This is a genomic window from Enterobacter cloacae complex sp. P13B, from assembly GCF_014895915.1.
GTDB lineage: Bacteria > Pseudomonadota > Gammaproteobacteria > Enterobacterales > Enterobacteriaceae > Enterobacter > Enterobacter bugandensis.
This window is the reverse complement of the sequence record NZ_JADBQN010000034.1, coordinates 1-10,955: the sequence shown is the minus strand read 5'-3', so window position 1 is coordinate 10,955 and position 10,955 is coordinate 1. Positions and strand designations below refer to the sequence as shown.

Sequence of the window (10,955 nt, the reverse complement as noted above, 5' to 3'; positions counted from 1 at the left end):
GCTACTTATTCCTCAATTTTACCGCCAGCAGCTTCGATAGCAGCACGAGCACCTTTAGTAACACGCAGGCCACGAACAGTTACCGGAGTAGAAACTTCACCAGACAGGATCACTTTCGCGAACTCGATCTGAATACCGATAATGTTAGCCGCTTTCAGCGTGTTCAGGTCTACAACGCCGCCTTCAACTTTCGCCAGGTCAGACAGACGGATTTCCGCTGTGATCGCTGCTTTGCGAGAGGTGAAGCCGAACTTCGGCAGACGACGGTACAGTGGCATCTGGCCACCCTCGAAACCGCGACGTACGCCACCGCCAGAACGAGAGTTCTGACCTTTGTGACCACGACCACCGGTTTTGCCGAGGCCAGAACCGATACCACGACCCAGGCGTTTACCCGCCTTTTTAGAGCCTTCGGCCGGAGACAGAGTATTTAAACGCATCTCTTACTCCTCAACTTTAACCATGAAGTAAACCGCGTTGACCATACCACGAACAGCAGGAGTATCCTCGCGCTCAACGGTATGACCAATACGACGCAGACCCAGGCCAAGCAGCGTTGCCTTGTGTTTCGGCAGACGACCGATTGCACTGCGGGTTTGAGTGATTTTAATAGTCTTTGCCATGGTCAATTACCCCAGAATTTCTTCAACGGATTTACCACGCTTGGCAGCGACCATTTCTGGAGAATTCATATTTTCCAGGCCATCAATAGTTGCACGAACCACGTTGATCGGGTTGGTGGAACCATATGCTTTAGCCAGAACGTTATGAACCCCAGCAACTTCCAGAACGGCGCGCATTGCACCACCGGCGATGATACCGGTACCTTCTGAAGCTGGCTGCATGAATACACGAGAACCCGTGTGAACACCTTTAACTGGGTGCTGCAGGGTGCCGTTGTTCAGCGCGACGTTAATCATATTGCGACGGGCTTTTTCCATCGCTTTCTGGATCGCTGCTGGAACTTCACGCGCTTTACCGTAACCAAAACCAACGCGACCGTTACCATCGCCTACTACAGTCAGAGCTGTGAAGGAGAAAATACGACCACCTTTAACGGTTTTAGATACGCGGTTTACCGCGATCAGCTTTTCCTGCAGTTCGCCAGCCTGTTTTTCGATGTGAGCCATCTTACACCTCTACCTTAGAACTGAAGGCCAGCTTCACGGGCAGCATCTGCCAGTGCCTGGACACGACCATGATATTGGAACCCGGAACGGTCAAAGGAAACATTGCTGATGCCTTTTTCCAGAGCGCGTTCTGCAACAGCTTTACCTACAGCTGCAGCGGCGTCTTTGTTACCGGTGTACTTCAATTGTTCTGAGATAGCTTTTTCTACAGTAGAAGCAGCTACCAGAACTTCAGAACCGTTCGGTGCAATTACCTGTGCGTAAATATGACGCGGGGTACGATGTACCACCAGGCGAGTTGCACCCAGCTCTTTGAGCTTGCGGCGTGCGCGGGTCGCACGACGGATACGAGCAGATTTCTTATCCATAGTGTTACCTTACTTCTTCTTAGCCTCTTTGGTACGCACGACTTCGTCGGCGTAACGAACACCCTTGCCTTTGTAAGGCTCAGGACGACGGTAGGCGCGCAGATCTGCTGCAACCTGACCGATCAGCTGTTTATCAGCGCCTTTCAGCACGATTTCAGTTTGAGTCGGACATTCTGCAGTGATACCGGCCGGCAGCGGATGCTCAACAGGGTGTGAGAAGCCCAGAGACAGGCCTACTGCATTCCCTTTGATAGCTGCACGATAACCTACACCAACCAGCTGAAGCTTTTTAGTGAAGCCTTCGGTAACACCAACAACCATTGAGTTCAGCAGGGCACGCGCGGTACCAGCCTGAGCCCATCCATCCACGAAACCATCACGTGGACCGAAGGTCAGAGCGTTATCTGCATGTTTAACTTCAACAGCTTTGTTGAGGGTACGAGTCAGCTCGCCGTTTTTACCTTTGATCGTAATAACCTGACCGTCGATTTTTACATCAACGCCGGCAGGAATAACGACCGGTGCTTTAGCAACACGAGACATTCTTTCCTCCGATTAGGCTACGTAGCAGATAATTTCGCCACCAAGACCAGCCTGGCGCGCTGCACGATCAGTCATAACACCTTTAGAGGTAGAAACAACTGCGATACCAAGGCCAGCCATAACTTTTGGCAGCTCATCTTTTTTCTTATAGATGCGCAGACCTGGGCGGCTGACACGCTGAATGCTTTCTACAACAGCTTTACCCTGGAAATACTTGAGAGTAAGTTCCAGTTCCGGCTTGGTGTCGCCTTCAACTTTAAAATCTTCGATAAAACCTTCTTCCTTCAGCACGTTGGCAATTGCCACTTTCAGCTTGGCGGAAGGCATGGTGACCGCAACTTTGTTCGCGGCCTGACCGTTACGGATACGGGTCAGCATATCCGCGATCGGATCTTGCATGCTCATCTGTCTTTACTCCCGTGATTCAATTGGTAATTACCAGCTAGCCTTTTTCAAGCCTGGCACTTCACCGCGCATGGCGGCTTCACGCAGTTTGATACGGCTCAACCCAAACTTGCCCACATAACCATGTGGACGACCTGTTTGACGACAGCGGTTACGCTGACGAGACGGGCTGGAATCACGCGGCAGAGACTGCAGCTTGAGAACCGCATTCCAACGATCTTCGTCGGAAGCGTTCACATCAGAAATGATCGCTTTCAGTTCAGCGCGTTTAGCGAAGAATTTATCAGCTAAAGCTACGCGCTTTACTTCGCGTGCTTTCATTGATTGCTTAGCCATTCAGTAACCCTACCTTACTTGCGGAACGGGAAGTCAAAGGCAGCCAGCAGAGCACGGCCTTCTTCGTCAGATTTCGCAGTAGTGGTAATGGTAATATCCAAACCACGCACGCGGTCGACTTTATCGTAGTCGATTTCTGGGAAGATGATCTGCTCACGGACACCCATGCTGTAGTTACCACGACCGTCGAAAGACTTAGCGGACAGGCCACGGAAGTCACGGATACGTGGAACAGCAATAGTGATCAGGCGCTCAAAGAACTCCCACATGCGTTCGCCACGCAGAGTTACTTTACAGCCGATCGGATAGCCCTGACGGATTTTGAAGCCTGCAACAGATTTGCGTGCTTTGGTGATCAGCGGTTTTTGACCGGAGATTGCTGTCAGATCAGCTGCTGCGTTATCCAGCAGTTTCTTGTCAGCGATCGCTTCACCAACACCCATGTTCAGGGTGATCTTCTCGACCCGAGGGACTTGCATGACAGAATTGTAGTTAAACTCGGTCATGAGTTTCTTAACTACTTCGTCTTTGTAGTAATCATGCAGTTTCGCCATCGTACTACTCCAAATTACTTGATAGTTTCGCTGTTAGACTTGAAGAAACGGACTTTTTTGCCGTCTTCGAATCTAAAGCCTACACGGTCAGCCTTACCGGTAGCCGCATTGAAGATTGCAACGTTAGAAACCTGAATAGCAGCTTCTTTTTCAACGATGCCGCCTGGTTGGTTCAGGGCCGGAACCGGCTTCTGATGTTTCTTAACCAGGTTGATACCTTCAACGACAAGTTTGCCGGAAGACAGAACATTTTTTACTTTACCGCGTTTACCTTTATCTTTACCGGTTAACACGATAACTTCGTCATCACGACGGATTTTCGCTGCCATGATTCGCTCCTTAGAGTACTTCTGGTGCCAGAGAGATAATTTTCATGAACTTCTCAGTACGAAGTTCACGAGTTACCGGCCCAAAGATACGCGTGCCGATAGGCTGCTCGCTGTTATTGTTTAAAATAACGCATGCATTACCATCGAAGCGAATGACAGAACCGTCAGGGCGACGAACACCCTTCTTGGTGCGCACCACTACCGCCTTCAGCACATCACCTTTTTTGACCTTACCACGTGGAATTGCTTCCTTGATGGTGATCTTGATGATGTCGCCTACGCCTGCGTAGCGACGGTGCGAGCCACCCAGAACCTTGATACACATTACGCGACGTGCACCGGAGTTGTCGGCGACGTTCAGCATAGTCTGTTCTTGGATCATTTTAGTGCTCCGCTAATGTCAACTACTACCTGAGACTCTAAAATCAGAGCCGTTAAAAAGCCCCATATCGAGGGCGCGGCATTATAACACCGCTTCTGCAATATGGGTAGAAAAAATAAACGGCTCATCGCTGAGCCGTTTATTCGTATTGAGAAGGCGTACTGTATTACAGAACCGCTTTCTCTACAACGCGAACCAGCGTCCAGGACTTAGTCTTGGACAGTGGACGGCATTCACGGATTTCAACCTTGTCGCCGATACCACATTCGTTGTTCTCGTCATGTACGTGCAGTTTGGTCGTACGCTTGATGAATTTACCGTAGATCGGGTGTTTCACAATACGTTCGATAGCTACAACAATGGATTTCTCCATTTTGTCGCTAACAACACGACCTTGCAGAGTACGGATTTTATCGGTCATTACGCACCCGCCTTCTGAGTCAGTAAAGTCTTAACGCGTGCAACATTGCGACGCACTTGCTTCAGCAGGTGAGTCTGTTGCAGCTGGCCACTTGCAGCCTGCATGCGCAGGTTGAACTGCTCACGCAGCAGGTTCAGCAGCTCAGCGTTCAGCTCTTCAACGCTTTTTTCACGCAGCTCTTTTGCTTTCATTACATCACCGTCTTAGTTACAAAGGTGGTTTTGATAGGCAGTTTCGCTGCTGCCAGGCCGAAGGCTTCACGGGCCAGCTCTTCCGGAACACCGTCCATTTCATAAAGGACTTTGCCCGGTTGGATCAAGGCAACCCAGTACTCCACGTTACCTTTACCTTTACCCATACGAACTTCCAGTGGCTTCTCGGTGATCGGTTTGTCCGGGAATACACGGATCCAGATCTTACCTTGACGCTTAACTGCACGGGTCATTGCACGACGTGCTGCTTCGATCTGACGTGCAGTCAGACGACCACGGCCAACAGCTTTCAGACCGAAAGTGCCGAAGCTAACATCCGTACCCTGCGCCAGACCACGGTTGCGGCCTTTGTGCACTTTACGGAATTTTGTACGCTTTGGTTGTAACATCAGCGACGCTCCTTATTTACGGCCTTTACGCTGCTGCTTTTTAGGTTGAGCAGCCGGTTTTTCCGGTTGTTCAACAGCAGCCATACCACCCAGGATCTCACCTTTGAAGATCCATACCTTAACGCCGATTACACCGTAAGTGGTGTGCGCTTCAGAGGTGTTGTAGTCGATGTCAGCACGCAGAGTGTGCAGCGGTACGCGACCTTCACGGTACCATTCGGTACGTGCGATTTCCGCGCCGCCCAGACGGCCGCTAACTTCAACTTTGATACCTTTAGCGCCCAGACGCATTGCGTTCTGTACAGCACGCTTCATAGCACGACGGAACATAACACGACGTTCCAGCTGAGAAGTGATGCTGTCAGCAACCAATTTAGCGTCCAGTTCAGGCTTACGAACTTCAGCGATATTGATCTGTGCAGGAACGCCAGCGATATCCGCTACGACCTTGCGCAGTTTTTCTACGTCTTCGCCTTTCTTACCGATAACGATGCCAGGACGAGCAGTGTGAATAGTCACACGGATGCTCTTCGCTGGACGCTCGATAACGATTCGAGATACAGACGCTTTAGCCAGTTCCTTAGTCAGGTACTGACGTACTTTAAAATCGCTGTCCAGGTTGTCAGCGAATTCTTTGGTGTTCGCAAACCAGGTAGAGTTCCATGGTTTTACAATACCCAGGCGAATACCATTAGGATGTACTTTCTGACCCATTGCTAGTCTCCAGAGTCTCAGCGATCGGACACAACCACAGTAATGTGGCTGGTGCGCTTCAGGATGCGATCTGCACGACCTTTCGCACGCGGCATAATGCGCTTCATGCTTGGGCCTTCATCTACGAAAATTTTCGCGACTTTCAGATCGTCGATGTCAGCGCCATCGTTGTGTTCAGCGTTAGCAATGGCAGATTCCAGTACTTTCTTGACCAATACCGCAGCTTTCTTGTTGGTATAGGTCAGGATGTCCAGGGCCTGCGACACTTTCTTACCGCGAATCAGGTCAGCAACAAGGCGAACCTTCTGTGCAGAAGAACGAGCATGGCGATGTTGAGCTAAAGTTTCCATCTCTTCCTCCTACCTTATTTCTTCTTCGCTTTTTTATCAGCAGCGTGGCCGCGATAAGTACGAGTCGGTGCGAATTCACCCAGTTTGTGACCAACCATTTCGTCGGTAACAAAGACTGGAACGTGCTGACGACCATTATGGACAGCGATGGTCAAACCGATCATGTTAGGAAAGATCGTTGAACGACGGGACCAAGTGCGCAGGGGCTTCTTGTCTCCGCTTTCCACCGCTTTCTCTACCTTCTTCAGCAAGTGCAGGTCAATAAAAGGACCTTTCTTGAGAGAACGTGGCATGGCTTATCCTCTAAAATTATTTGCTACGGCGACGTACGATAAATTTATCAGTACGCTTGTTGCTGCGGGTCTTCTTACCTTTGGTCTGAACGCCCCACGGAGTTACCGGGTGCTTACCAAAGTTACGACCTTCACCACCACCATGTGGGTGGTCGACTGGGTTCATCGCAGTACCGCGAACGGTAGGACGAACACCACGCCAGCGTGCAGCACCAGCTTTACCCAGAACGCGCAGCATATGCTCAGCATTGCCAACTTCGCCCAGAGTAGCGCGGCAGTCTGCTTCGACTTTACGCATTTCACCAGAACGCAGACGCAGGGTGACATAAGCACCGTCACGCGCAACGATCTGAACGTAAGTACCAGCGGAACGTGCCAGCTGACCGCCTTTACCTGGTTTCATTTCTACGTTATGAACGGTAGAACCAACCGGGATATTGCGCATCGGCAGGGTGTTGCCTGCTTTGATTGCAGCATCAACGCCAGACTGAATCTGGTCGCCAGCTTTCAGGCCTTTAGGGGCCAGGATGTAACGGCGTTCGCCGTCTTTGTACAGAACCAGCGCGATGTTCGCGGAACGGTTCGGATCGTACTCAAGACGTTCAACAACTGCTGGGATACCGTCTTTGTTGCGTTTGAAGTCAACAATACGATAAGCCTGCTTGTGGCCACCACCGATGTGACGAGTGGTGATACGGCCATTGTTGTTACGACCACCGGATTTGCTGTTTTTTTCCAGCAACGGAGCAAAAGGTTTGCCCTTGTGCAGCTCAGGGTTAACCACTTTAACTACGTGGCGACGACCCGGAGATGTCGGTTTACATTTAACAACTGCCATTGTATTACTCCTCCGACTTACTCAGCGCCGCCAACGAAGTCCAGGTTCTGGCCTTCTTTCAGGGTGACGTAAGCTTTTTTCCAGTCGCTACGACGACCGATACGCTGTCCGTGACGTTTAACTTTCCCTTTAACTACCAGGGTGTTAACGACTTCGACTTCGACTTCAAACAGTTTCTGCACAGCAGCTTTGATCTCTGCTTTGGTCGCGTCTTTAGCAACTTTGAGAACGATGGTGTTTGTTTTTTCCATCGCAGTAGACGCTTTTTCAGAAACGTGCGGTGCGCGAAGCACCTTCAGCAGACGTTCTTCACGAATCATGCCAGCATCTCCTCAACTTGCTTAACAGCATCAGCAGTCATTACGACTTTGTCGAAGGCGATCAGGCTAACCGGGTCGATACCAGTCGCATCGCGTACGTCAACCTTGTGCAGGTTACGTGCGGCCAGGAACAGGTTCTCGTCCAGCTCACCGGTGATGATCAGCACATCTTCCAGAGCCATGTCTTTCAGTTTCTGTGCCAGCAGCTTAGTTTTAGGCGCTTCAACAGAGAACTTCTCGACAACGATCAGACGATCCTGACGTACCAGTTCGGACAGGATGCTTTTCAGCGCGCCGCGGTACATCTTTTTGTTAACTTTTTGACTGTGGTCCTGTGGACGCGCAGCGAAGGTCACGCCACCTGAACGCCAGATCGGGCTCTTGATAGAACCTGAACGCGCACGGCCGGTACCTTTCTGGCGCCATGGCTTTTTGCCAGAACCAGTTACTTCAGCACGAGTCTTCTGAGCACGAGTACCCTGACGAGCACCAGCTGCATAAGCAACAACAACCTGGTGAACCAGCGCTTCGTTGAAATCACGACCGAAGGTAGTTTCGGAAACAGTCAGCGCGCTCTGCGCGTCTTTCAATACTAATTCCATTGCTATCCCCTTACGCCTTCACAGCTGGTTTAACGATCAGGTCGCTACCGGTTGCACCCGGGACCGCACCTTTAACCAGCAGCAGGTTGCGCTCAGCGTCAACACGTACTACGTCCAGGCTCTGAACGGTTACACGTTCGTTACCCAGCTGACCTGCCATTTTCTTGCCTTTGAACACTTTGCCCGGAGTCTGGTTCTGACCGATAGAACCCGGAACGCGGTGAGACAAGGAGTTACCGTGAGTAGCGTCCTGGGTACGGAAGTTCCAGCGCTTAACGGTACCAGCAAAACCTTTACCTTTAGAGGTACCGGTTACGTCAACTTTTTTAACGTCAGCAAACAGCTCAACGCTAATGTCCTGACCTACGGTGAACTCTTCGCCTTCAGCAAGACGGAATTCCCACAGACCACGGCCAGCTTCTACGCCAGCTTTAGCGAAGTGACCCGCTTCTGGTTTGGTTACACGGTTAGCTTTTTTAGCACCAGTGGTAACCTGAATAGCGCGGTAGCCATCGTTAGCCAGATCTTTAACCTGAGTAACGCGGTTTGCTTCAACTTCGATTACGGTTACTGGGATAGAAACGCCATCTTCAGTGAAGATGCGGGTCATACCCACTTTTTTACCGACTAAACCAATCATTGTTTCAACCTCTCAATCGCTCGATGACCTGATTAACCCAGGCTGATCTGCACGTCTACACCGGCAGCCAGATCCAGACGCATCAGAGCATCAACGGTTTTCTCAGTTGGCTCAACGATGTCAACCAGACGCTTGTGAGTGCGGATTTCGTACTGATCGCGCGCGTCTTTGTTGACGTGCGGGGAGATCAGAACGGTGAAGCGCTCTTTGCGGGTCGGCAGCGGGATCGGACCACGGACTTGCGCACCAGTGCGCTTAGCAGTCTCGACGATTTCCGCGGTTGATTGATCGATCAGACGATGATCAAACGCTTTAAGGCGGATACGGATTCTTTGGTTCTGCATGAGACCAGAGCTCCAATTATTTTATAAACGAAAATGATTACTCCTCAAACCCATTACGATTGATGGGAGAGTGTAACCGTTCTTACGTAGCCCCCCAATTGGGAGCATTGTTGAGTAACAAAATGAGCTACTCTGGTTCTGATTGAACCCGCCGTCAATTACGACAAGCCCGCGCATTATACGTAAATCAGAGAAAGACGCAAGTGCCGTTTAGAAATTAAGCGTCAAAGGCTCAGTATGCGTAGGACTGCGCAACTTTTTACGCCGTATATCCTTTCTGAATTTTTTTATTTGAAGCCGCTACGCAATTGCTGTTTTTGTGCGTTGCCGGACAGGCAGATTGTAACGAGTATGCGCTCAAAACCTTTTGAGGCCTTTTCCATGCTAACCACCCTCCCCTTCCTGATGATCTATTTTTCTCTGACGGCCTTACTCGTACGCGCTGATATTCGCGACGGTTTACTGCCCGATAAATTTCTCTGCCCGCTGCTCTGGACGGGCCTGGTCTACCAGGTCTTTATCCATCCTGATTTTCTGCCGAGTGCCGTAATGGGGGCGGTGGCTGGATATCTTGGTTTTGCCACGATTTACTGGGGCTATCGGCTTATCTGCCGGCGGGAAGGAATGGGATATGGCGATGTGAAGTATCTGGCAGCACTTGGTGCGTGGCATGGCTGGTGCATACTGCCTACGCTGGCGTTACTCGCCGCGCTTATGGCGCTGCTTTGCATTCTTGTTTTTTCGTTTCTCACCTCAGATAAAGGAGCATTAAAAAACCCACTGCCTTTTGGACCATTTCTGGCAGCAGCGGGTTTATGCGTTGGATGGGAAAATCTGATTAATTTTCCACTTTGATCTGAGACTGTAGGTAGTTCTGAAGGCCAATTTTGCTAATGAGATCCAGTTCGGTTTCAAGCCAGTCAATGTGGCCTTCTTCATCGGCAAGGATCTGAATCATCATATCGCGGCTCACATAGTCATGGACGCTGTCAGCATAAGCAATGGCTTCGCGCAGATCTTTCGCACCTTCCAGCTCCAGCCGGAGGTCAGAACGCAGCATCTCTTCGACATCCTCACCGATGCCCAGCTTGCCGAGATCCTGCAGGTTTGGGATGCCTTCAAGGAATAAGATACGCTCGATGTATTTATCGGCGTGTTTCATCTCATCTATAGATTCATGGTACTCAACGTCATTCAGACGTGTCAGACCCCAGTTTTTAAACATTCTCGCGTGAAGAAAGTACTGGTTGATTGCGACAAGCTCATTTCCCAATAATTTATTGAGATAACTTATGATTTTAACATCACCTTTCATTATATAGTCCCTCCGCTTCCACTCATTGAAGCGTAGAACGGGCTACGGGGATGTCAAAAAAAAGATAGGGGCTTACGCGATCTCTTTGAATTCCGGGATCTGCATCAGTTCGTCCTGCATGATCTCACGCGCTGCGCGAACGCATTTACCGCATTGATTTCCCACCGGAACAAATTTGCGAAGCTGCTGGAAAGATTGTGGCTGAAACTGGCGAACGGCCTGACGAATTTTTTTGTCGCTTACACCATTACATAAACAAACGTACATAGAGACTCCCGTTCAAAATATGCGCAAAGTGTAAGTGAGAATGGTTATGATTACAATAGCACATACGCCAGGATACGGGCCGGGAGCGGTTAAAAAATGCGAAATTTTGTGACAAGGAAAGGTACAGAAAACAAAAAAGGACGCCGAAGCGTCCTTTTTTATTCAGGGATAATTAATTAGCCCAGAACTTTAGCAACAACGCC

24 protein-coding genes are annotated in these 10,955 nt (G+C 50.1%); 1 reads left to right on the top strand and 23 read right to left on the bottom strand.

Going from position 1 to position 10,955, the window contains the following annotated elements; translation table 11 throughout:
- Positions 1-5: 5 nt before the first annotated feature.
- From rplO to rpsJ, 21 genes are all read right to left on the bottom strand, one after another.
- Positions 6-440: a 50S ribosomal protein L15 gene (gene rplO, locus IM273_RS15470; protein WP_014885468.1), complete on the bottom strand. Its 435-nt coding sequence runs from the start codon at positions 438-440 to the stop codon at positions 6-8.
- 3 nt (positions 441-443) lie between these two features.
- Positions 444-623 carry a 50S ribosomal protein L30 gene (rpmD, locus tag IM273_RS15465; RefSeq protein WP_003863301.1) on the bottom strand — a complete coding sequence of 60 codons (180 nt, stop codon included), beginning with the start codon at positions 621-623 and terminating at the stop codon, positions 444-446.
- 6 nt (positions 624-629) lie between these two features.
- Positions 630-1,130 carry a 30S ribosomal protein S5 gene (gene rpsE / locus IM273_RS15460; protein WP_003863299.1) on the bottom strand — a complete coding sequence of 167 codons (501 nt, stop codon included), beginning with the start codon at positions 1,128-1,130 and terminating at the stop codon, positions 630-632.
- 14 nt (positions 1,131-1,144) lie between these two features.
- The gene (gene rplR / locus IM273_RS15455) at positions 1,145-1,498 is read right to left on the bottom strand and encodes a 50S ribosomal protein L18 (RefSeq protein WP_003863297.1); all 354 of its coding nucleotides are present in this window, start codon (positions 1,496-1,498) and stop codon (positions 1,145-1,147) included.
- 9 nt (positions 1,499-1,507) lie between these two features.
- Positions 1,508-2,041, bottom strand: a complete 534-nt coding sequence (gene rplF / locus IM273_RS15450; RefSeq protein ID WP_003863296.1) for a 50S ribosomal protein L6 — start codon at positions 2,039-2,041, stop codon at positions 1,508-1,510.
- 12 nt (positions 2,042-2,053) lie between these two features.
- On the bottom strand, positions 2,054-2,446 hold the full coding sequence (gene rpsH / locus IM273_RS15445; RefSeq protein ID WP_006178918.1) for a 30S ribosomal protein S8: 393 nt from the start codon (positions 2,444-2,446) through the stop codon (positions 2,054-2,056).
- A 30-nt stretch (positions 2,447-2,476) separates the two neighbouring features.
- Positions 2,477-2,782 (bottom strand): 30S ribosomal protein S14, encoded by a 306-nt coding sequence (gene rpsN, locus IM273_RS15440; protein ID WP_003863291.1) that lies wholly within the window; start codon positions 2,780-2,782, stop codon positions 2,477-2,479.
- Positions 2,783-2,796: 14 nt separating this feature from the next.
- Positions 2,797-3,336 carry a 50S ribosomal protein L5 gene (gene rplE, locus IM273_RS15435; RefSeq protein WP_001096202.1) on the bottom strand — a complete coding sequence of 180 codons (540 nt, stop codon included), beginning with the start codon at positions 3,334-3,336 and terminating at the stop codon, positions 2,797-2,799.
- A gap of 14 nt (positions 3,337-3,350) precedes the next feature.
- Positions 3,351-3,665 (bottom strand): 50S ribosomal protein L24, encoded by a 315-nt coding sequence (gene rplX / locus IM273_RS15430; protein WP_003863287.1) that lies wholly within the window; start codon positions 3,663-3,665, stop codon positions 3,351-3,353.
- Between the two features lie 10 nt (positions 3,666-3,675).
- The gene (rplN, locus tag IM273_RS15425) at positions 3,676-4,047 is read right to left on the bottom strand and encodes a 50S ribosomal protein L14 (RefSeq protein WP_002919748.1); all 372 of its coding nucleotides are present in this window, start codon (positions 4,045-4,047) and stop codon (positions 3,676-3,678) included.
- Between the two features lie 166 nt (positions 4,048-4,213).
- Positions 4,214-4,468 carry a 30S ribosomal protein S17 gene (gene rpsQ / locus IM273_RS15420; protein ID WP_008503489.1) on the bottom strand — a complete coding sequence of 85 codons (255 nt, stop codon included), beginning with the start codon at positions 4,466-4,468 and terminating at the stop codon, positions 4,214-4,216.
- A complete protein-coding gene (gene rpmC, locus IM273_RS15415) occupies positions 4,468-4,659 on the bottom strand; it encodes a 50S ribosomal protein L29 (protein ID WP_003863282.1) in 192 nt (63 codons plus the stop codon). The genes rpsQ and rpmC overlap by 1 nt, the downstream gene beginning before the upstream one ends.
- Positions 4,659-5,069, bottom strand: coding sequence for a 50S ribosomal protein L16 (gene rplP, locus IM273_RS15410; protein ID WP_002919759.1), 411 nt, complete (start codon positions 5,067-5,069; stop codon positions 4,659-4,661). Before rplP ends, rpmC begins: the two co-directional genes overlap by 1 nt.
- Before the next feature lie 12 nt (positions 5,070-5,081).
- Positions 5,082-5,783, bottom strand: a complete 702-nt coding sequence (gene rpsC, locus IM273_RS15405; protein ID WP_000529945.1) for a 30S ribosomal protein S3 — start codon at positions 5,781-5,783, stop codon at positions 5,082-5,084.
- A 17-nt stretch (positions 5,784-5,800) separates the two neighbouring features.
- Positions 5,801-6,133, bottom strand: a complete 333-nt coding sequence (gene rplV / locus IM273_RS15400) for a 50S ribosomal protein L22 (protein WP_002919773.1) — start codon at positions 6,131-6,133, stop codon at positions 5,801-5,803.
- A gap of 14 nt (positions 6,134-6,147) precedes the next feature.
- Positions 6,148-6,426 carry a 30S ribosomal protein S19 gene (gene rpsS, locus IM273_RS15395; RefSeq protein ID WP_001138117.1) on the bottom strand — a complete coding sequence of 93 codons (279 nt, stop codon included), beginning with the start codon at positions 6,424-6,426 and terminating at the stop codon, positions 6,148-6,150.
- Between the two features lie 16 nt (positions 6,427-6,442).
- Positions 6,443-7,264 carry a 50S ribosomal protein L2 gene (gene rplB, locus IM273_RS15390; RefSeq protein WP_000301859.1) on the bottom strand — a complete coding sequence of 274 codons (822 nt, stop codon included), beginning with the start codon at positions 7,262-7,264 and terminating at the stop codon, positions 6,443-6,445.
- 17 nt (positions 7,265-7,281) lie between these two features.
- On the bottom strand, positions 7,282-7,584 hold the full coding sequence (gene rplW / locus IM273_RS15385) for a 50S ribosomal protein L23 (protein ID WP_000617546.1): 303 nt from the start codon (positions 7,582-7,584) through the stop codon (positions 7,282-7,284).
- Positions 7,581-8,186, bottom strand: coding sequence for a 50S ribosomal protein L4 (gene rplD / locus IM273_RS15380; RefSeq protein WP_000424395.1), 606 nt, complete (start codon positions 8,184-8,186; stop codon positions 7,581-7,583). The genes rplW and rplD overlap by 4 nt, the downstream gene beginning before the upstream one ends.
- Before the next feature lie 10 nt (positions 8,187-8,196).
- A complete protein-coding gene (gene rplC, locus IM273_RS15375; protein ID WP_003863274.1) occupies positions 8,197-8,826 on the bottom strand; it encodes a 50S ribosomal protein L3 in 630 nt (209 codons plus the stop codon).
- Between the two features lie 32 nt (positions 8,827-8,858).
- Complete coding sequence (rpsJ, locus tag IM273_RS15370) at positions 8,859-9,170, bottom strand: 30S ribosomal protein S10 (protein WP_001181005.1); 312 nt, start codon at positions 9,168-9,170, stop codon at positions 8,859-8,861.
- Between the two features lie 381 nt (positions 9,171-9,551).
- On the opposite strand from rpsJ, the gene IM273_RS15365 reads away from it, so the two are divergent.
- Positions 9,552-10,025: an A24 family peptidase gene (locus IM273_RS15365; protein ID WP_049138501.1), complete on the top strand. Its 474-nt coding sequence runs from the start codon at positions 9,552-9,554 to the stop codon at positions 10,023-10,025.
- Here IM273_RS15365 and bfr read toward each other — a convergent pair.
- Together bfr and bfd are read right to left on the bottom strand one after the other, a co-directional pair.
- A complete protein-coding gene (gene bfr, locus IM273_RS15360) occupies positions 10,009-10,485 on the bottom strand; it encodes a bacterioferritin (protein ID WP_028014636.1) in 477 nt (158 codons plus the stop codon). The two genes, IM273_RS15365 and bfr, sit on opposite strands and share 17 nt — an antisense overlap.
- Before the next feature lie 72 nt (positions 10,486-10,557).
- Positions 10,558-10,752: a bacterioferritin-associated ferredoxin gene (bfd, locus tag IM273_RS15355; RefSeq protein WP_003863268.1), complete on the bottom strand. Its 195-nt coding sequence runs from the start codon at positions 10,750-10,752 to the stop codon at positions 10,558-10,560.
- Positions 10,753-10,955: the final 203 nt, after the last annotated feature.

Excerpts from the sequence above, each read along its gene's own strand:
- rplO (WP_014885468.1), bottom strand. The coding sequence starts at position 440 with ATGCGTTTAAATACTCTGTCTCCGGCCGAAGGCTCTAAAAAGGCGGGT.
- rpmD (WP_003863301.1), bottom strand. The coding sequence starts at position 623 with ATGGCAAAGACTATTAAAATCACTCAAACCCGCAGTGCAATCGGTCGT.
- rpsE (WP_003863299.1), bottom strand. The coding sequence starts at position 1,130 with ATGGCTCACATCGAAAAACAGGCTGGCGAACTGCAGGAAAAGCTGATC.
- rplR (WP_003863297.1), bottom strand. The coding sequence starts at position 1,498 with ATGGATAAGAAATCTGCTCGTATCCGTCGTGCGACCCGCGCACGCCGC.
- rplF (WP_003863296.1), bottom strand. The coding sequence starts at position 2,041 with ATGTCTCGTGTTGCTAAAGCACCGGTCGTTATTCCTGCCGGCGTTGAT.
- rpsH (WP_006178918.1), bottom strand. The coding sequence starts at position 2,446 with ATGAGCATGCAAGATCCGATCGCGGATATGCTGACCCGTATCCGTAAC.
- rpsN (WP_003863291.1), bottom strand. The coding sequence starts at position 2,782 with ATGGCTAAGCAATCAATGAAAGCACGCGAAGTAAAGCGCGTAGCTTTA.
- rplE (WP_001096202.1), bottom strand. The coding sequence starts at position 3,336 with ATGGCGAAACTGCATGATTACTACAAAGACGAAGTAGTTAAGAAACTC.
- rplX (WP_003863287.1), bottom strand. The coding sequence starts at position 3,665 with ATGGCAGCGAAAATCCGTCGTGATGACGAAGTTATCGTGTTAACCGGT.
- rplN (WP_002919748.1), bottom strand. The coding sequence starts at position 4,047 with ATGATCCAAGAACAGACTATGCTGAACGTCGCCGACAACTCCGGTGCA.
- rpsQ (WP_008503489.1), bottom strand. The coding sequence starts at position 4,468 with ATGACCGATAAAATCCGTACTCTGCAAGGTCGTGTTGTTAGCGACAAA.
- rpmC (WP_003863282.1), bottom strand. The coding sequence starts at position 4,659 with ATGAAAGCAAAAGAGCTGCGTGAAAAAAGCGTTGAAGAGCTGAACGCT.
- rplP (WP_002919759.1), bottom strand. The coding sequence starts at position 5,069 with ATGTTACAACCAAAGCGTACAAAATTCCGTAAAGTGCACAAAGGCCGC.
- rpsC (WP_000529945.1), bottom strand. The coding sequence starts at position 5,783 with ATGGGTCAGAAAGTACATCCTAATGGTATTCGCCTGGGTATTGTAAAA.
- rplV (WP_002919773.1), bottom strand. The coding sequence starts at position 6,133 with ATGGAAACTTTAGCTCAACATCGCCATGCTCGTTCTTCTGCACAGAAG.
- rpsS (WP_001138117.1), bottom strand. The coding sequence starts at position 6,426 with ATGCCACGTTCTCTCAAGAAAGGTCCTTTTATTGACCTGCACTTGCTG.
- rplB (WP_000301859.1), bottom strand. The coding sequence starts at position 7,264 with ATGGCAGTTGTTAAATGTAAACCGACATCTCCGGGTCGTCGCCACGTA.
- rplW (WP_000617546.1), bottom strand. The coding sequence starts at position 7,584 with ATGATTCGTGAAGAACGTCTGCTGAAGGTGCTTCGCGCACCGCACGTT.
- rplD (WP_000424395.1), bottom strand. The coding sequence starts at position 8,186 with ATGGAATTAGTATTGAAAGACGCGCAGAGCGCGCTGACTGTTTCCGAA.
- rplC (WP_003863274.1), bottom strand. The coding sequence starts at position 8,826 with ATGATTGGTTTAGTCGGTAAAAAAGTGGGTATGACCCGCATCTTCACT.
- rpsJ (WP_001181005.1), bottom strand. The coding sequence starts at position 9,170 with ATGCAGAACCAAAGAATCCGTATCCGCCTTAAAGCGTTTGATCATCGT.
- IM273_RS15365 (WP_049138501.1), top strand. The coding sequence starts at position 9,552 with ATGCTAACCACCCTCCCCTTCCTGATGATCTATTTTTCTCTGACGGCC.
- bfr (WP_028014636.1), bottom strand. The coding sequence starts at position 10,485 with ATGAAAGGTGATGTTAAAATCATAAGTTATCTCAATAAATTATTGGGA.
- bfd (WP_003863268.1), bottom strand. The coding sequence starts at position 10,752 with ATGTACGTTTGTTTATGTAATGGTGTAAGCGACAAAAAAATTCGTCAG.